Origin of the sequence: Rhizobium sp. NPDC092011 (assembly GCF_044756305.1) — a bacterium.
Taxonomy (GTDB): Bacteria; Pseudomonadota; Alphaproteobacteria; order Rhizobiales; family Rhizobiaceae; genus Rhizobium.
The window spans coordinates 41348-58807 of sequence record NZ_JBIVSO010000021.1 but is presented as its reverse complement, the minus strand read 5'-3'; the positions used below and the strand labels follow the sequence as shown (position 1 = coordinate 58807).

Below are 17460 nucleotides of genomic sequence, written 5' to 3'. Positions count from 1 at the left end.
GTTTGGCCAATGACGATCGTCCAGCCAAACCGGTTAGCATCATTCCCTCGGCTAAGATCATTGAACCTCTCTCGCTTTACAAGATTGCCTTCTAGCGCGTGAGCGCTGCAAAGCGACAGAACATCATTGCTCGCGTTCTGTCCTGATGCAGCTGCAATGAAAACCCCTACGGCGTTTCGCGTCATCTTTCAGAAGCACTCAGTATCGGCCTCGTATTGAGAGCCGGCCGCGATAGCGTTGGCATAGTGCACAAAAATCATGTCGCCCGACGCAAAGGCCGAAGACGGTCTCAATCCGAGTGGATGAGGGCCGCGTGGGGTTCGTTTGAGGGTCGCGCCCAATCCTTGAACCCACCCAGGTTCGTGAAGATTACCCGGACAGGGTGACGTACGCGTCAGTCCTCCATTTCAGCTCCCGGCACCGGGAGCGAATTCGCCAGTTCGGAAATTTTATACCACCCGGCTTTTGTTGTGCTCCACGTCTATTGACTTGCCGCAGTTCGCTTCAGTATTCTCGAATTATAACTATTATTCCATAATAATGGTATTTCTCGGGAGGAGAACACCATGAATTTCCTGAAACTTGCCTATGTCGCGACCTCGCTGCTGGCCTTTTCAGCGCCTGCCGCTTTCACACAGCAACAAGGCGGAGTGATCAATGTCGCGACCATCGGTGAACCGGCCTCGCTCGACCCGATGGTGAGTGCAACGGATCTGGTCGGCATGATCTCGCAGCACATTTTCGAAACGCTGTTCACCTTCGACAGCAAATGGAACGTCACGCCGCTTCTGGCGCAATCCATGCCCGAGGTGAGCGAGGACGGCACGGTCTATGCGATCAAACTGCGTCAGGGCATCAAGTTTCACAACGGACGCGAGATGACTGCGGACGACGTCGTCGCCTCGCTTAAGCGCTGGCTGGACGTGGCCTCGCGCGGCAAGCAAACGGCCGTCTATATCAAATCGGTCGCCAAGACCGCAGACGATACGGTGACGATCACCCTCACCCAACCCTACGCGCCGCTCCTTTCGCTTCTCGCCTTGAACAATTCCGCCGCCGTGATCATGCCGGCCGATGCGCTGGCAATGCCGCTGAAGGAAGTGATCGGCACGGGCCCCTACAAGCTCAAGGAACACAAGCCGGATCAATATATTCAGCTCGTGCGTTTCGACGATTACAAGTCCCGCACAGAAAAGGCGGATGGTCTCGGCGGCGCACGCGTCGCCGAGGCGAACGAAATCCGCTTCGCGCCGCTCCCCGATGCCAACACACGGGTCGAGGCCGCAATTTCCGGCCAGTACGACTATGTCGACTCTCTGCCGGTGGAATCCTATCGGCGCCTGGAACAGGGTGCGGACAAGCCGGTCCTGCTCGATCATTTCGGCTGGCCGATCTTTGTCATGAACAACAAGGAAGGCCCGCTCAAGAACCCGAAGATCCGCAAGGCCGTGCAGATGGCGCTGAGTGAGGCGGACATGTTGGCGGCAGGTTTCGGCGACCCGAAATTCTATGCCGTCGAGGCAGCCATGTATCCGAAGAATTATATCTGGCATACGGATATCGGCACCGAGAACTACAATCTTGCCGACCCGGAAAAGGCCAAAGCGCTTCTGGATGAAGCCGGTTACGACGGCACGCCGCTGCGCATCCTGACCAGCCGCCAGTACGAGTTTCATTACAAAATGGCGCAGGTCGCGCAGATGTATCTGGAACAGGCCGGTTTCAAGGTCGATCTTCAGGTCAGCGACTGGGCGACCATGATCCAGCGCAACAAGAAACCGGAATTGTGGGATGTGTTCATTACCCACAGCCCCTTCCTGCCGGAACCGGCACTGAACTTCATCCTGTCCAAGACCGCCGGCGGCTGGTGGGATACGCCGGAGAAGGAAAAGGCGCTCGATGCCTTTAATCGCGCGACCTCGCAGGACGAACGGGTGAAATTGTGGGCCGACTTGCAGAAGCTGATCTTCGAACAGGCACCCGTCGTCAAGATTGGTGATTTCAGCGCCCTTTCGGCGGCGTCGCCGAAACTCGGTGGCTTCAACCCGTCGCCCTGGCCATATTTCTGGAACGTTCAGGTCAAGAACTGACGAGGCCCTGCGCCGCATTTCGAAACGAGATGCGGCGCTTTCCGTTCCAATCGCGTCGCGAAGGCAAATCATGACCACAAGCTTTCCCATTCTCGAAGCCGGCACCCTCGCCGGCCGTATCGACCCCTATTTCCGCACTTGGAGCGGCGAAAATTCGCCGGGCGTGATGCTGGCCGTGCTGTCTGGCGGCAAGGTAGTGCATGAGGCAAGCTACGGCATGGCCGACATCGCCAACGGATTGCCTCTGTCGAGCCGTTCGGTCGTGCGTATCGCCTCGCAGAGCAAGCAGTTCACCACCTGCCTGCTTTTGATGCTGGAGCGCGAGGGCCTGTTGTCGATGCAGGACCCGGTTCAAAAGCATCTACCCTGGTTGCCGCACTTTGAGTGGCCCGTAACGCTGCATCATCTCGCGTCCAACACGAGCGGTCTGCGCGACATTCTGGAGATGATGACAATCGGCGGCGTACCAATCCTCGCCCCTTCCTCGCGCGCCTATGCCTGCGGCGTGGTCGGTCGCCAAAGCGCGCTGAATTTCGAGCCTGGCCACGATCTCTTGTACAGCAACAGCAATTTCCTGCTGCTGTCGGAAATTCTGGAAGAGGTATCGGGCAAGAGTTTCAACAATCTCCTACACGAGCGCATCACCGGGCCGCTTGGCATGGAAGACACGCGATTGATGCCGCGCGACGACGATATCGTGCCGCGCCTTGCCGTGCATCATCGGCGAGGACCGGACGGCAAATGGCTCAAATCCGGCTGGGGGATTGCCATCGGCGGCGAAGGCGGCATGGTTTCCAGCCTGCGCGACATGGTCGTCTGGCAGCAAAACCTGCGCGACCCCAAGGTCGGCGACAGAACCCTGTTCGCGCGCATGGCCGAAGCCGGTGTTGCCATCAATGGCCATCCCTCGCCCTATGGATACGGCCTCGTGCGGGATACCAGCGGCCCGCTCACATCGGTCGGTCATGGCGGCTGGATCGCCGGTGCACGTTCGGAATCGGTTCGTTTCGAGGAAGCGGATCTCGGTATAGTCATGCTGTCCAACCAAGACGATTTCGCGCCCTATGTGCTGGCGCGCACCATCGCCTACGATCTTCTGGGCGTTGCGGCGGGACAGTCCCACGCCGGTTTCGACATCGCCCCTGGCACCTATCGCGAGGAAGGCGGAGACGACGTATTCACAATCGAAACGGATAACGGCGAGCCGCGCCTGATCATGAATATGGGCGGTGCGCCGCTACTGGCCGTGGGCAACGGCAAATGGCAACCGCAAGCCTCCATTCCTGCCTTTGCATTGAAAGCTGCATCCGAGGGCGCCATTCTTGCCGAGCGTTTCGGCCGCATGCGCCGTTTCGTGTCCATCACGCCCACCGCCATCTCGCTGGAAGCCTTCGTGGGCCGCACCTTCCATGCGCAATCGGGAGATTTTCGCGGCGAAACCCGGATGGCCGGCCGGGACCTGCAACTGAGCCTTTCCTCGCCGGAAGGCATGCAGCGCGTCAAGCTCGTCGCTTATGGCGCGGATTTCTTTTTCGCCCACCCGATGAGCGTGGACGTGCACGACCAGTGGCGGGTATGCCCATGGGTTCTACCATGGCTCTTCACCGTGCGATTTACGCAAGGCGGCATGATCATCAACAGCGATCGCACCAAGCGGCTGACATTCAAAGAAGTCTGACGCGGTCGCGTCGAACATGAGCCCGCCAATGGCGGGCTTATGTTTTGTGGCTGGAATATCGAGTACGATGTTCCAGCGCTTTTCATGCGCGGTGGGAAATGATGTTCGCCAAGCCGGCAGCGTTGTACTGCGGCGCCACATAATTGAAACACCGCACCGGTTTGTCGACGCCGCCACCTGAAATCGCTCGTCAACAGTCTCACTGAAAATCCTCTGCGCTCTTTCGGGCACCAACGGATTTTCTGCAACAAAGTCGGGCCGAGCTTTTCCAGGCGGCATTTTGCCCGCGGATCAGAATTTTCCGACCATCAGACAAAGGATGGTGAACATCATTTGAGCTGCGATCTGTGCCGTGTTCGTGGTCGCATCATATTGCGGCGCGACTTCCACGACATCAGCCCCCACGACATTTATTCCCTTCAGTCCCCGAAGGAGGGCAAGAACCTGTCCAGGCGACAGACCGCCCACTTCGGGAGTACCAGTGCCGGGGGCAAATCCGGGATCGATACTGTCAATATCGAAGGAGATGTAAGTCGGATGATCGCCAACCAGCATGCGTGCTTTTTCAACAAGAGCCTCAATGCCGATACCGGCGACCTCTTCCGCGTGAACGACCGTCATCCCCGATTCATAGGAGAACTCCCAAAGATACTCGGCTCCTCCTCGAATTCCGATTTGGATCGTGCGATCAGGGTCGAGAACGCCGTCCAATACGGCAAGGCGAAACGGCCCGCCATGCTGAAATTTTGCGCCTTCGTATGGTCCGGCGGTGTCGCAGTGGGCGTCGATGTGGATCAGGCCAACTGGATGCTTTTCGCCGACGGCTTTCAAGATCGACGAGGTGATTGAATGGTCGCCACCCACACTGAGCGGCCTTATCCCGGCGGCGACAAGGCGCTTGTAAAACGCCTCGATATCGGAGTGGCAGCGCGCGAGATCATATCTGCTCTCCATCGGCACATCACCGATATCGGCAATCATGGCCTCGGAAAAGGGAGCACATCGCAGGACGTGTTCGTAGGGGCCAATGCGCTCGATCGTTCTTAATGCTCGAGGTCCGAACCTGCTTCCGTTCCGATTGGTGACGCCCAGATCCATGGGAACTCCCACAAGCGCAACGTCGATCCCACCAAAATCGGGGAGCTCTTGAGCATTTGGCAGATATGGTGCGTCGAGAAATGTCGGCACTCCTGCAAAAGGCCACCTGCGCTTGTCGCTCCCATTGAACTGAGATTTGGCCACTTTTGCAAAATCCGCATCGAAAATGTCTCCCCCCGATGCGCCCAAATACTTTTCCCTGAGCGCTCGCAGCCTCTCGGTATCCATGATTTGATCTCCTACTTACGTTGATGTCGGTGTCAGCCGGGACCTTGATATCCTGCTCACGTCGGACGGCAGACCGACCGCAGCAGCTCCGCCAGCAACGGTGCGACGCGACCCCACCCGATCAGCGTCTTTCCCCACGCCAGCGCTCAACTTCCTCAACGCATGCCTTGCCGCCGCGCGGTCCGTGGACGGTGACCGAACGGGAGGCGGCCGCGACGGCAAAATCGAGTGCATCGGCAAGCGCCTGCTTTTGAGCGAGGCACCAAGTGAGAGCTCCGCCAAAAGTATCGCCGGCTCCGGTAACGTCCGCGACAGCAACTGGGTAGCCGGCCACATGAGTGCGGGTGCTCCCGTCATATGCCTCGGCGCCTTCGGCAGCGAGCGTGCGGATAACGCAACCAATCTGATGGCTGCGTATCCAATCGCCGATGAGGGAGAGATCCTCGTGGCCGAAGGTGTTTCGGAAGCCGACCTGGTTGAAGATAACGACGGCGGCTCCGGTGAGATAGGGCATGTCTTCGGGCGTACAGCCACCGACATCGAGGTCGAAGATCGTTCGACGGCCGTGGCGACGCAGGTCGGCCAACAGGTCAGCCTGTCTGAGCAGACCTTCCCCCGTTTTCGTATGCAGACGGCGGACGCGGTATAATGTCGTGTAGAGGAAGCCCGGCTGACGCAGAGCCTCCAGCGTTGCCGGCGCCAGCCACATCGGCTGCTCACCCATCTCGACCGTAAGCACGACATGTTCACCATCGATCAGGAAGATGAAGTTGCGCGATTCCGCAATGGCGGGATCCGTCAGCATATGATCGACGCCGACACCATTCTGTTTGAGGTCGGCAATCATGCGGTGTGACAAGGGGCTATCGTTCAGCAGGGAAACGAACTGTGTGTCGCCGCCAAGGGTCGCATGCACGACAGCCGCGTTTGCGATAGAGCCACCGATCTCGGCGGGCAATTCCTTGACCATGCCCTTGTCAGCGCGGCCAGGCCAACGTTCGGCAGTGTAATATTCGTCAAGTGCAACGTCGCCGATGAAAAACGCTGTCATGCGCGCGGCCCTTCATTGGTCCGGATTTCCAGCTGTCCTCCGGCGACCGGAACCCACGGGCTTTCGCCAAGGCCGCAAATCGCCATCCAATAATAGGATGTCGGACCTGAGACACCTCGGCAGGCATCATGCCAGACGTTGCGATGCATCACCACGACCTGACCTGGACTGACAATGAACGCCTCGACCTCGTCGCGGTGCGGCGCGCTGGCTAACGAAGCTGGAGCAACGGCAAGGACCACCGCTTCGGCGGCGCAGAAGATCGCCTCTTCCGTCTGCGGATGCCGCTCCATTGCCGTGCAATTCCAAGGGGCGCTTCCACCGCGCGTCATGCCGAGATGACCCGAGCCGTCGATCAGCGGCTTGCGACCAAAGCCATCGGCCCACCCCTCGCCCTTCGTCAGGATCACATCCGGATCGGTGTCGTCGACGAGATCATAGACCTTGCCGTAGCCGGCGAAATTCTCGGCCGTTACGTGCCGTGCGACGATCACGCTCATGCGGCGCTCCGTGCGGTGCGGACGGCACGCATCAGGCGAGCGACATGTGTGGCCTCGACGCGGCCGGTATCCTTGTGGCTATCCTTGAACCAGCTCCCAACAATCGCACCATCGGCTTCCGCAAGCTGCTCGACGGCATTTGCTTCGGTGAGGCCGGCGCCGATGAGAAGCGGTGTGCGGGCTCCCGTCGCCGAACGGAAGCGCGCGACCTTATTCATATCGGTCGGTTGACCTGTCGCGTCCGACGTGACGACGAGGCCGTCACACCGGGCGGCGCCGATGCGCACGTCCTCGTCCTCGGGCCGGCCGGAAAGGACCGGCTGATACTTAAAACGCACGCCGCCGAGCAACAGTGCCTGGGTATTTGCTCTCCTTGCAGCGAGATCGCCGGCGAAGGTTATGTCCGCCTCTGGCGGCAGATGGCCGGCGACGGAATCGACCTGGAGGAAGGCGACCGGATATTTCGCCGCCAGCGCGAAGGCGCGCTCGTTGTCGCGCAATACGTTGACGCCAATCTTGGAGCCGAGATCAAGGGCACATAGCCGCTCAAGCACACGCTCCACATCATCGGCATCACCAAAATAGTTTTCGACCACCAACCCGTCGACGCCTTCACCGGCCATGATGCGGGCCTCTTCTTCGGCCTGCGCACATTTTGCAGCAGGGCCGTCGCCGGACAAATGCAGCATGCCGAGAATGGGTTTCGGGGTTGTGAAAGTCTCGCCGAAGCGGCTCATATCAGTTCTCCTGCGTCACACCGCTGTCAACGGGTGCGGTCTCGCGCCCCCAGCGCGTTGCGAATTTCATCTGGACGGCCGGCGAGTAGACGATCGACGTGCGCTCGACCAACCGATCGTCGGCGTCAAGTACGTCTCCACTGGCACAAAGATAGCCCGGCACATCAAGTGCCGGAGCAAAGACCTCCCGCAGGCGATCGGACGGCGGCACGACGGTGAGCAGCAGTTCCGAGCGGAGGGGATGGCGGTTATAGTCGCGGCGCAGCACTTCATAGAGTGATTGCTCGCCGAAATCGTAGGTATCGATGCCTGGATAGAGGGCAAGATCGAGCTGTGAGGTGTCGACGTTCAACCAGCTGATCGTTGCGTCATTGGCAAGCCCTCGTGCACGCACCAGGAGGAGTTCGCCATTTTCCACCCGGTGCTCCAGTACTCTTGTTATCGGGCGTTGGCCCTGCCGGCGAGCCAACTCCGTGAAACTCCCGAAGTTCCAGATATTGTGGCTGATCGGCCGGTGCGAAACGATCGTGCCCCGGCCGCGAACCTGCTGGACCAGCCCTTCCGACACCAGGAGCGCCATAGCGTTGCGCACCGTGGTGCGCGCAATGCCGAACTGGTCACGCAACTGGTTTTCCGAGGGAATGGCCTCCCCTTCAGAAAAGTCCCCGCTGAGTATGGCCGCACGTAAAGCCCGATAGAGCTGGCGGTAAAGCTGCTCGTTCGAATAGATGTCGAGACGAAGGCGCGACAGTCTATCGTCCGGGCGTTCACCTGTTGCTTTGGCGTCTGATGTGGAAGGATTGGTCAAGGCAGGCTCCGACAGAATCGTGTTACTTCTTGGCTCCGTTTATCTTGAACTCTTCGACGCCTGCCTGTTTCAAGCCGTAGCGATCGAGGATCTGTGCATAAGTGCCATCCGCCTTCAGCTTCTCCAGCGTGGCACGCACGGCATCGCGCAGTTCACCATTGGCCTTCGCAAAGGCGATGCCGTAGTAGTTGACATCGCCGACCTGACCGATCTGGTAGAACTTGCCCGGCTCCTGCTTCATCAGGTCAAGCAGGCCTTCAAGGCCGATGACCGAGGCTTGCGCGCGACCCTGACGGATCTGCATGATGTGCTCGGCCTGGGTCGGGATCTGGATGACGGTGATCAGCTTGCCGGCCGGACAAATGGATTTGCCGAGATCCTCAGCCCAGGTGACCCAGCTGGTTCCTGTCGCCACGGCGACCGTCTTGCCGCAGAGGTCGGCCTCGGTCTTGATCTCGTTTTGATGGTCGACGGTCGTGTAGAAGACGTTGCCGGTCTTGAAGTAGTCGATGAAATCGAGCTGTTTCTGACGTTCGACCTTGTCGGAGAAGGCGGTGATGACCATGTCGGAACGGCCGGTTACGACCTGAGGGATGAGCTGCGGAAACTCGACGTTCTGGAACTCTGCGGTCAGACCCAGACGCTCGGCGACGGCCTTGGCAAGGTCGATGTCGAAGCCCTTGAGTTCGGTCGAACCGGCATCGCTGTATTCCATCGGCGGATAGGCGAGGCTGATCGTGAAGTTAAGCTTGCCAGCCGTGCGTACTGCCTGCGGCAGACCGGCAGCCAGCTTCTCGTCGCCGGCGGCATGAGCGGCACCGCACGCCGCAAGGCCGATAAGCGCGGCCGAGGCGAGCCCCCGTACCATTGAATGTCCCTTTTTCATTGTCCGTTCTCCCATTGTTGGACTGAAATTTTTAGGCAAGCACGCGGCTCAGGAATGAGCGCACGCGCGGATCGGCGGGGTTGCTCAGCACTTCGCTAGGCGGACCCATTTCGCGGATCTCGCCGTCGATCATCACCACGACCCGGTCCGCAACCTCCCGGGCAAAGCCGATTTCGTGGGTGACGACAATCATCGTGGTGCCGCCGCGTGCCAGATTGCGCATGACCTCCAGCACCTCGCCGACCAGTTCCGGGTCGAGTGCACTCGTCGGTTCGTCGAAAAGCATGACGCGCGGCTCCATGGCGAGCGCCCGAGCGATCGCGACGCGCTGCTTCTGGCCACCGGAGAGTTGCGAGGGATAGCTCGACGCCTTGGCGGCCATACCGACCTGCTCCAGCAGATCCATGGCGCGCGCTTCGGCCTGCGAACGCTTGAGGCCACGCACCACCATCGGCCCTTCGATGACGTTGCCGAGCACCGTGCGATGAGCGAAGAGATTGAAATGCTGAAACACCATGCCGAGCTGGCTCTGCTGAGCGCGCAGATGCCGCACCGGCAGTTCCTGCAGGGCGCCTCGCGATAGCGAGTAACCCATGATGGCGCCATCCACCCACACATAGCCGCCATTCGGCGTTTCGAGATGATTGATGCAGCGCAAGAATGTACTCTTGCCACTCCCCGAGGGGCCAAGGATGCACAATACCTCGCCATAGGCGACATCCAGATCGAGGCCCTTCAGAACTTCGTGACTGCCAAAACTCTTGCGGATTCCGACCGCCTTGACTGCGAGACTCATGCTTCCCCCGTGGTGGCCGGTCGCCGTGCCCAGCCCGAGAACCAGCGGCGCTCAGGGGTGGCGGTGGCCGCGTCGCGGCCGAAATGGCGTTCGAGATAATATTGGCCGATCGAAAGAACCGTCGTGCCGGCCAGATACCAGATGGCGCAGACGAACAGCAATTCGATGACGGCGCCGTTGATGAAGTAGATGCGCTGCGCCGCATTTAGCATCTCGCCCATGGCGATGGTGGCGGCAAGCGACGAGAATTTCAGCATGCCGATCGCGCTATTGCCGAGCACAGGCAGGATCAGACGCAAGGTCTGCGGAAGGATGATGCGGCGCATGGTCTGGCCCGGCGTCATGCCGAGCGTATGTGCCGCTTCCTTTTGGCCGCGATCGACCGATGCGATGCCGCCGCGCACGACCTCAGTGAGATAGGAGCCCTCGTTGACACCGAGCCCAAGCACGGCTGCGACAAAGGGCGTGACGACATCGACCATGCGGGCATCGACGAGGCCCGGAATATAGAGCCGGGGGAAGACCAGCGCGATGTTGAACCAGATGAGAAGCTGCAGCAGCACCGGCGTGCCGCGGAATATCCAGACATAGAGCCAGGAGGCGAAGCGCAGGATCGGATTTTCCGAAAGGCGCATAATGCCGAAAGCGAAGCCGAAGAAGACGCCGAGCACGAGAGCGCAGGCTGAAATCAGCAGGGTCCAGCCGAAGCCGGTGACGATGACCTCCGCCGTCAGAAACTGTCCGACCACGGTCCACTGAATCTGTCCGACGGCGAAGGCATGGCCGATGACAGCCAGGAGGATGAGAACAATGCCACCGCTGACCCAACGTCCGGGGTGCCGCAGGCGACGCACGATCACCTCGGGACCAGGGAGATCCGTAAGAGACAATGTGGCGGTAGGTTTTGGATCAGACTGTGACATGATTTCCAAATTGTAGGGTTAGGCCTACAACTTAATAGGAACCTGATCTGATGAAGTCAAGCGGCATTTGCCGGGCAATCTCCGTCTCAAAAAAGCGAAGTGATCGGTCCCGACGATGACACGGCGTCACCGCACGCCCGGAATTGACGCGGGGCCGGCAAATGATGAATGCGGTAGATCGCATCAATCATCATCGGTGAGTGGAATGTGTTGCCGCGATGAATCGTAAGGGGCGCCGGGCATAGACGACTATACCCAAAGACAAGGGCGGGAATGCCACGCCCGAAAACTGGTGGCTATTGCCACTCGTCCCCAGCCGATCCGCCCCAACCCGGACCGACGGCAATGGCGCGACCATATGGTATCTCGGCAATACTGCTTTTGAATCGGTTTGGACTTTAGGCCGGATGGTTCATGCATAGCCGCCGTTAGCTGCCCCCGCCCCGTTTTAACGCAGGCATATTTGATGGGGTGATGACTCAAGTCGAGAGTTCCGACACATCACTCTCATCCCGTTACTGGCAAGGCGGCTAAAGGCGACTGGCGTTTCCGAGTTGATTTCGCATCGAGTGGCCAGTTTCCCGGCGGATCCGGGTTCGTGTCGAAGGCGGGATGCCGGCCATCAGCCGCCATCCCGCGGACAGGAGCGAATTAACCCTGATTGTGACCCATGCGAGCGAAGCGCGCCGGATCGGCGCGCTGGAGACGCATGGCAAGCAGATAGCCAATGATCGCTGCAAGCGGAATGAGCGAAGGAAGGACGATGCCGAGCGCGCCTCCTGTCGTCCCCGTCAAGTCACCGAAATGCAGGAAGATGTAGATAAACAGTGCCGCCATCACCAGACCCGATAGCAAGGGCAGGATGAGCGTCGTCAAAACCGAAGCATTGTGACGCTCTCTCCGGAAGAAGGCGATCACCGCGACCGAGGTTACCGTCATCATGCCGAGCACGCCGAGCGTCCCAATCTGACTGATCCAGGTGAACATGTTGAGCACAGGATCCAAGCCGGATCCCGCGAAGAACGCGAGGACAATCAGGGCGCCAGTGGTCTGCGTCACCGAGCCGACATGTGGGCTCTGATGGGTATCATGTGTCCGGCCGAAAACATCGGGAAGCAAGCCTTCGCGACCTGCAACATAGCTGTACCGCGCGATGTAGTTGTGAAAGGCCGAAAGTGCCGCAAAGAGGCTGGAGACCAACAGGATGCCAGCAACGTTGGCGATCGCTCCACCCGCATAGCGGCCCGCCAGATCGAAGAAGAATGTCGAAGGATCCGACAGGCCCTGAATCGTTGGAACCAGCTTGTCGGCGCCGATGCCGGCGATCATAAGCCAGGTGGTGAAGATGAAGAAAATCCCGATCATCAGCACCGAAAGATAGGTGGCACGCGGAATCGTCGTTTCGGGGTCACGCGCTTCCTCGGCATAGATCGTCGTCGCCTCGAAGCCGATGAAGCAGCCCATGCAAAAGAGGATCGCCGCCGTCAGCGAACCCGAGAAGACAGCGTTTGCGTCGAAGAAATTGAGCGTAAGACCGCTCGCACCGCCTTGGCCGAGAATGGCGAAATCGACGACAAGCACCACCAGATATTCGAGCGCAACGACGAAGACGAGCACCTTGGCCGACAGGTCGACCTGCCGGTAGCCAAGAAAGCCGACCAGCAGGATTGCAAGCAGGCTCCAGACCCACCAGGGCAGCGCCAATCCGAACGACCCAAAGATGCCGGAGGCAATACCGCCGAAAAGGCCGATCAGACCGAATTGCATCGCATTATAAGCGACGAGCGCGGTCACAGCGACAGCGCCCGCAACGCGGCCGCCAAGTCCCCGCGCCGCATAGGCGTAGAAGGCGCCGGCATTGGTAACGTAGCGCGACATGGTGACATAGCCTGCAGCAAAGGCCAGCATCACCAATGTCACGAAAACGAAGGTTGCCGGAATGCCGGCGCCATTCCCCAGCATGAATGCCAGCGGCATCGCGCCGGCAACTCCCGTCAGTGGTGCCGCCGCCGAGATCACCATGAAGGTGACGGCGATCAGACCGAGCGAGTTCTTGCGAAGTTGGTTACTCCCTGCACCGCTGATATCGATAGCTTCATCTTGAGCCATATTCCCCTCCCGTTATGCCGCCGATCGCGGCGTTTTTGCTGTGATACTCTCCCATTCATTCCAACGTCGGCGCGCCGTCCCCCCGTCAGGTGCGCTTGAACGATGTCCTGCACTTCTCGATGAAGTCTCTCGCCAGGCTGCCCTGGCGCTCCCGTTGTTGTGTGACAGCTACGAGCGCACCCTCCGGAAAATCCTCGCTGAGCGGCACGGCTCGAACTTCACGACCGTCGGGGCCGGTTCTGTTATGCGGCTTTTGCGGGACGATCGAATATCCCAGGCCCTGCGCCACAAGCCCCCTCACCATGGCAAGCGACGGTGATTGCAGCCGGGTAAGCGGCTTCATCTCGTTGCGCTTGAAGAGGGCAGCAATGGCGCTCCGGACGGAAGGGTAGTCGAGCAGGATCATCGGCAGTTCGGCCACCTCGGCAAGACGAAGGCTGGCTCTGCCGGCAAGAGGGTGGTCGGCAGCCAGCAGCACATGCGGTGCGGGCGGGCATAGAAGCTCGCTTTCGAGTTCCGGCTCATTGACCGACCCGAAGGTGATCGCCGCGTCGATTTTGCCGGCGCGCATTTGTTCGATCAGATCGTCATGGTCCGCCTCCAGAAGGCTGAGATCGACAGCCGGTGTCTGGCTAGCGAAATCAGCAACGAGCGGCGGCACGAATTCCGGCCCCAGCGTGATGAAGAAACCGACCCGCAGCTGGTTTTCCGGCTGATGGGGCCGGTCGTCATCCGGTGCGATCGGGATGGCGCGTCGGTAGCCTCGGTTGGCGTAGACGAGTGGCGAGCGTTGTTGCGACAGCGCGATCTGCTCGACCTCCCCTATCAGAATGAAGTGGGTGCCCCACAACAGGGCCGTCTTCAATTCGCAATCGAGAGAAACGATGGCGCCGTCAATGACAGGCGATCCGGCTGCGCTCTTGTGCCAGTTGATTGCCGCGAACCGATCGTCGGCCATATGCTTGAGGCGCCCCGAGAAGAGATCCGAAACGAAGCTCTGATTGCCGCTGAGCACATTGGCACAAAACCGCTTGTTTTTTCTGATCGCTTCGCCCGCAGGGCTCAAATGGTGAATGCTGACCAGCAGGGACGGCCGGCTGGTGTCGGCCGAAACCGATGTCATGGACGAGACGGTGACACCAAAGCGCCCCGCCTCGCCATCTGTCGTCACCACGGTGACGGCCGATGCGACCCGGCTCATGCTCTCAAGAAAGAGGCCACGAAGATCTGCGTCCATGTGCGTTCACCCCAAATCGAAGAAACGTTCCAATTCCACATCCGGAATCTTGCGACGGAACTCGTTGTGCTGGGTTTCTCTCGTCGAGGCGAAGGCCTCCACGAACCGAGCTCCAAGCCAATCCTTGGCGAAGTCAGAACCCCGCAATCGCTCGATCGCCTCCGGCATCGAGCGGGCAAAGTCGCGCGCCGGCTCCTGTGCATAGCCATTGCCGATGGTCTCAGGCTCCGGCTCTATCTGTTCGATTATGCCGGCAATGCCGGCAGCGATGGTGGCGGCGACCGTCAGGTAGGGATTGGTATCGGCGCCCGGCAGACGGTTTTCGACGCGCAGCGAGCCGGCGTCATGACCGACAATGCGAAAGCAGGTCGTGCGGTTTTCAAAACCCCAGCTCAAGCCTGGCGGCGCAAAGGTTCCCGGTGCGAAGCGCCGGTAGGAATTGACCGTCGGCTGGAAGAGCAGCGTCAGATCGCCAGTATAGGTTTGCAGCCCGCCGAGGAAGTGGCGAAAGGTCTGCGACACGCCGTTCTTCTGCGTGGGATCGTAAAAGACTGCACGGCCATCGCGATCCTTGAGCGAAATATGCACATGGATCGATTGGCTGTCGGCCGCCTCGGTCCAGCGCGGCATGAAGGTGACGCATTTTCCCTGTCTTTGCGCCAGCGAGCGCAGGAAGTTCTTGAGGAGAATAAGCTGGTCGGCCGGCTCCAATCCTTCTCCCGCCGCGATGCAGGCCTCCAGAAAGCCACCGCCGATCTCCTCGTGCATCTTGGCAAGATTGACCTTCAGAGGCTCGCACATGGCAGCGACCGCCTCGTACCACTCGGTCTGCTGGACCTGATAGAGCACCAGGTCGTGGCTGTTATGTTGGGTAGCGGTCTTGAGATTGCGATAGCCCTTGGCGCGAGCGCTTTCCGGTGTTTCGTCGAAGAGGGTATATTCGAGCTCCATGCCGTATCGAGGCACATATCCGGCAATGCCGACACGCTCGAGCACACGCTTGAGGATGGAGCGCGGGCAAAGCTCGGAAGTGCCGCCCGAATAGTCAGAGAGGACCAGCAGATCGTGGCCGGGCTTCGACCATGGCAGGTGTCGCACCGTCGCAGGATCGATGATCAGCGGATCATCATGAAAGTCCGAGGTACCATCGGAGACACCGGGAATGGTCAGAACCACGTCGGTCGGATCGAGGGCCAGCGTCACGGGAGACATGCCCATTCCGCTTTTGGCGATCCCCTTGAGGCTGCCGACGGACACCATTTGTCCGCGCAACAGCCCGTTCGTATCGGTCATCGCGACCGTCGCAAATCGACTGGCCGGATCGGCCAGATAGTCTTCAATCGTCATGTTCCACCTGCTGAAGGGAATGGGCGTTTATCAGCGCCTCTAATTTGGCCAGATCCTCCTCTGGCTGGGTCGAATAGGCCTTTAGAAATACTTTGAGGCCGTTGTTCAGATATCGCGCGATCACGCTGCGACTTGGCGGGCTGTCCGGCATGTAGAGCGCTTGGGTTCGTGGGGCGGAGAGAATGAGACCCCAGAGATCCTGTGCGGCCAGTTCCGCATCGTCAAAGGCAAGCCGTTTGGCGGACCGCTGTTCTTCCAGATAGTCCATGATCCCGCGCAGCAGCCGGTCCGGCCCGGATTCCTGATAGGCGCGGCCGATCTCGGGAAAGCGCTGCACTTCGCCGATAATCAGACGGGCGAGCGACAAAAGGTCCGGGCGCATGACCGTATCGGCATAGTCCCAGGCAAAGCCATGGAGGTCTGCGACCATCCCCTTGCCGGAGGGATGCTGAAAAAATTCCAGCATCTGGTCGCGCTCACCGAGCATCATGGCCGAGAAGAGTGCTTCCTTGGACGAGAAATATTGATAAAGCGTGGGCTTGGAGAGACCGGCCTCAATGGCGACCGCATCCATCGTCGCGCCCGAATAACCGGTCTCGGCAAACACCTTCAAGCCGGCATCGAGGATGCGCCGCTCGCGAATGATCCGGTTCTGCTGGCGGCGGGGAAGAGTGTTCATGTCGAAAGCTTTCCAAGGAAATCAAGAAGTATGCGGTTGTAGACCTCGGGCTGTTCCACATTGCAGACATGCCCCGCATCCGAAATTGTTTCATACCGCACATCGGGTAAGGCAGCGTCACTATGGATGCGCCTTGCGACACCCTGGATTTCGGCGGTGCTGGCCAGACGATCATACTGGCCCGTCATCATCAGCACGGGCATGGTGAGGAGTGAAAAGTCGAAGCGCTCCGGCGGATTGGTGAAGCACATCAAAGCGTCGCGATAGGTTCGAGCAGGAATTGCCGCCATCGAAAGTAGCAATCGCTCCCTGACTATCTCCGAAGCATGCGGGCCTGCCAAAACCTTCACCACATCGGAAGCAAAATCCGCGGGCGCCAACCCTTTGTCGAGCGGCGCCTGCCGGCTGATGCGGAAGGCTTCGCGCTCTTCGAAAGAGGCCTCCGACATGCCGGTGCAGCCGCCGGAGAGAACCAGACCCGCAAGCATGTCAGGGTGGCGCATGGCAAAGGAGGTGGCGATCCAGGATCCATAGGAGAGGCCGATCAGCACAAGCTTTTCCGCTCCCAGCGCTTCGCGTACGCGCAATATGTCGGCGCAATAGTCGCCTACCGTTGACGGGCTTGCCCCGGATGCACTGTCGCCATAGCCGCGCAGATCGAGCGCGGCGGCGCGATGGAGTGTTCCTGCGGCTCCGAGCTGCGGCAGCCAATTTGTCCGTCCGCCGCCGATACCGTGGAGAAAGAGGCAAAGCGGACCGCCTTTCGGCGGCGTGACGGAGAGCGACAGTCGCGGCGCTCCATCGAGAGATTTGTTTTCTACGACCACCGGATTTGACGGTGCCGGGCGCAGCGGGCGTTCCCGGTGCCGTTGGGCTTGGTTTGAAAGCGCGACGATGCCCGCCTCAAAAATCGCTTCGGTGCCACGGCAGATCGCTGCAAGACGGTCGGCATCCGCAGCGACGACGTCGGCGGTCCATTCGATGCTGCTGCCTCCGGCGGCGTTGCCTGAAACGGCAATGCTGGCATCATAGCGCTCGACAGCGGAAATGCCCTCGAGATGGGTATAGCCGAGCGAGCGATCGCTATCGCTGAACCAGGTCAGTTGTTCTCGGTAAAGCGTTTCCTCGCCGCTAACGGTGAAGGCACGAATGAGACTGCCACGACCGTCGCGCTCAGCGTGGATATCGGCAATGGCCGGATGCCATTTTCCGCAGAAATCGCCGGCGATGGCCCAGACCGCCTCGGGAGAGGCTGGGCAATGCCCGATGATCTGGATCCGTTCGTGCGGCATC

Annotated in this window: 15 protein-coding genes; 2 read left to right on the top strand and 13 right to left on the bottom strand. The window is 59.9% G+C overall.

The window, feature by feature from the left end; genetic code table 11:
- The first annotated feature begins 566 nt into the window (after positions 1-566).
- A complete protein-coding gene (locus tag ACIQJ2_RS35200) occupies positions 567-2090 on the top strand; it encodes an ABC transporter substrate-binding protein (protein WP_400676823.1) in 1524 nt (507 codons plus the stop codon).
- A gap of 70 nt (positions 2091-2160) precedes the next feature.
- Entirely contained in the window at positions 2161-3768 is a 1608-nt protein-coding gene (locus ACIQJ2_RS35195) for a serine hydrolase domain-containing protein (protein WP_400676825.1), read from the top strand.
- Positions 3769-4059: 291 nt separating this feature from the next.
- Here ACIQJ2_RS35195 and speB read toward each other — a convergent pair whose 3' ends face one another.
- From speB to ACIQJ2_RS35130, 13 genes are all read right to left on the bottom strand, one after another.
- Entirely contained in the window at positions 4060-5094 is a 1035-nt protein-coding gene (speB, locus tag ACIQJ2_RS35190) for an agmatinase (RefSeq protein ID WP_400676828.1), read from the bottom strand.
- Between the two features lie 121 nt (positions 5095-5215).
- Positions 5216-6145, bottom strand: a complete 930-nt coding sequence (locus ACIQJ2_RS35185) for a carbohydrate kinase family protein (protein WP_400676831.1) — start codon at positions 6143-6145, stop codon at positions 5216-5218.
- Complete coding sequence (locus ACIQJ2_RS35180) at positions 6142-6645, bottom strand: ureidoglycolate lyase (RefSeq protein ID WP_400676832.1); 504 nt, start codon at positions 6643-6645, stop codon at positions 6142-6144. The genes ACIQJ2_RS35185 and ACIQJ2_RS35180 overlap by 4 nt, the downstream gene beginning before the upstream one ends.
- A complete protein-coding gene (locus tag ACIQJ2_RS35175; RefSeq protein ID WP_400676834.1) occupies positions 6642-7382 on the bottom strand; it encodes a BtpA/SgcQ family protein in 741 nt (246 codons plus the stop codon). The genes ACIQJ2_RS35180 and ACIQJ2_RS35175 overlap by 4 nt, the downstream gene beginning before the upstream one ends.
- 1 nt (position 7383) lies before the next feature.
- Positions 7384-8190 carry a GntR family transcriptional regulator gene (locus ACIQJ2_RS35170; RefSeq protein WP_400676836.1) on the bottom strand — a complete coding sequence of 269 codons (807 nt, stop codon included), beginning with the start codon at positions 8188-8190 and terminating at the stop codon, positions 7384-7386.
- A gap of 22 nt (positions 8191-8212) precedes the next feature.
- Positions 8213-9076, bottom strand: coding sequence for an ABC transporter substrate-binding protein (locus ACIQJ2_RS35165; protein ID WP_400676838.1), 864 nt, complete (start codon positions 9074-9076; stop codon positions 8213-8215).
- 31 nt (positions 9077-9107) lie between these two features.
- Entirely contained in the window at positions 9108-9872 is a 765-nt protein-coding gene (locus tag ACIQJ2_RS35160) for an amino acid ABC transporter ATP-binding protein (protein ID WP_400676840.1), read from the bottom strand.
- Complete coding sequence (locus ACIQJ2_RS35155) at positions 9869-10795, bottom strand: amino acid ABC transporter permease (protein WP_400676842.1); 927 nt, start codon at positions 10793-10795, stop codon at positions 9869-9871. The genes ACIQJ2_RS35160 and ACIQJ2_RS35155 overlap by 4 nt, the downstream gene beginning before the upstream one ends.
- 651 nt (positions 10796-11446) lie before the next feature.
- Positions 11447-12904 carry an APC family permease gene (locus tag ACIQJ2_RS35150; protein WP_199145216.1) on the bottom strand — a complete coding sequence of 486 codons (1458 nt, stop codon included), beginning with the start codon at positions 12902-12904 and terminating at the stop codon, positions 11447-11449.
- A gap of 85 nt (positions 12905-12989) precedes the next feature.
- Complete coding sequence (locus ACIQJ2_RS35145) at positions 12990-14141, bottom strand: LysR substrate-binding domain-containing protein (protein WP_400676845.1); 1152 nt, start codon at positions 14139-14141, stop codon at positions 12990-12992.
- A 6-nt stretch (positions 14142-14147) separates the two neighbouring features.
- On the bottom strand, positions 14148-15488 hold the full coding sequence (locus ACIQJ2_RS35140) for a glutamine synthetase family protein (protein WP_199145213.1): 1341 nt from the start codon (positions 15486-15488) through the stop codon (positions 14148-14150).
- Complete coding sequence (locus tag ACIQJ2_RS35135; protein WP_400676847.1) at positions 15478-16167, bottom strand: TetR/AcrR family transcriptional regulator; 690 nt, start codon at positions 16165-16167, stop codon at positions 15478-15480. Before ACIQJ2_RS35135 ends, ACIQJ2_RS35140 begins: the two co-directional genes overlap by 11 nt.
- Positions 16164-17459 (bottom strand): alpha/beta fold hydrolase, encoded by a 1296-nt coding sequence (locus ACIQJ2_RS35130; protein ID WP_400676849.1) that lies wholly within the window; start codon positions 17457-17459, stop codon positions 16164-16166. The genes ACIQJ2_RS35135 and ACIQJ2_RS35130 overlap by 4 nt, the downstream gene beginning before the upstream one ends.
- Position 17460: the final 1 nt, after the last annotated feature.

What these genes read in the sequence shown, in the direction of transcription:
- ACIQJ2_RS35200 (WP_400676823.1), top strand. Translation starts at nt 567, where the DNA reads ATGAATTTCCTGAAACTTGCCTATGTCGCGACCTCGCTGCTGGCCTTT.
- ACIQJ2_RS35195 (WP_400676825.1), top strand. Translation starts at nt 2,161, where the DNA reads ATGACCACAAGCTTTCCCATTCTCGAAGCCGGCACCCTCGCCGGCCGT.
- speB (WP_400676828.1), bottom strand. Translation starts at nt 5,094, where the DNA reads ATGGATACCGAGAGGCTGCGAGCGCTCAGGGAAAAGTATTTGGGCGCA.
- ACIQJ2_RS35185 (WP_400676831.1), bottom strand. Translation starts at nt 6,145, where the DNA reads ATGACAGCGTTTTTCATCGGCGACGTTGCACTTGACGAATATTACACT.
- ACIQJ2_RS35180 (WP_400676832.1), bottom strand. Translation starts at nt 6,645, where the DNA reads ATGAGCGTGATCGTCGCACGGCACGTAACGGCCGAGAATTTCGCCGGC.
- ACIQJ2_RS35175 (WP_400676834.1), bottom strand. Translation starts at nt 7,382, where the DNA reads ATGAGCCGCTTCGGCGAGACTTTCACAACCCCGAAACCCATTCTCGGC.
- ACIQJ2_RS35165 (WP_400676838.1), bottom strand. Translation starts at nt 9,076, where the DNA reads ATGAAAAAGGGACATTCAATGGTACGGGGGCTCGCCTCGGCCGCGCTT.
- ACIQJ2_RS35160 (WP_400676840.1), bottom strand. Translation starts at nt 9,872, where the DNA reads ATGAGTCTCGCAGTCAAGGCGGTCGGAATCCGCAAGAGTTTTGGCAGT.
- ACIQJ2_RS35155 (WP_400676842.1), bottom strand. Translation starts at nt 10,795, where the DNA reads ATGTCACAGTCTGATCCAAAACCTACCGCCACATTGTCTCTTACGGAT.
- ACIQJ2_RS35150 (WP_199145216.1), bottom strand. Translation starts at nt 12,904, where the DNA reads ATGGCTCAAGATGAAGCTATCGATATCAGCGGTGCAGGGAGTAACCAA.
- ACIQJ2_RS35145 (WP_400676845.1), bottom strand. Translation starts at nt 14,141, where the DNA reads ATGGACGCAGATCTTCGTGGCCTCTTTCTTGAGAGCATGAGCCGGGTC.
- ACIQJ2_RS35140 (WP_199145213.1), bottom strand. Translation starts at nt 15,488, where the DNA reads ATGACGATTGAAGACTATCTGGCCGATCCGGCCAGTCGATTTGCGACG.
- ACIQJ2_RS35135 (WP_400676847.1), bottom strand. Translation starts at nt 16,167, where the DNA reads ATGAACACTCTTCCCCGCCGCCAGCAGAACCGGATCATTCGCGAGCGG.
- ACIQJ2_RS35130 (WP_400676849.1), bottom strand. Translation starts at nt 17,459, where the DNA reads ATGCCGCACGAACGGATCCAGATCATCGGGCATTGCCCAGCCTCTCCC.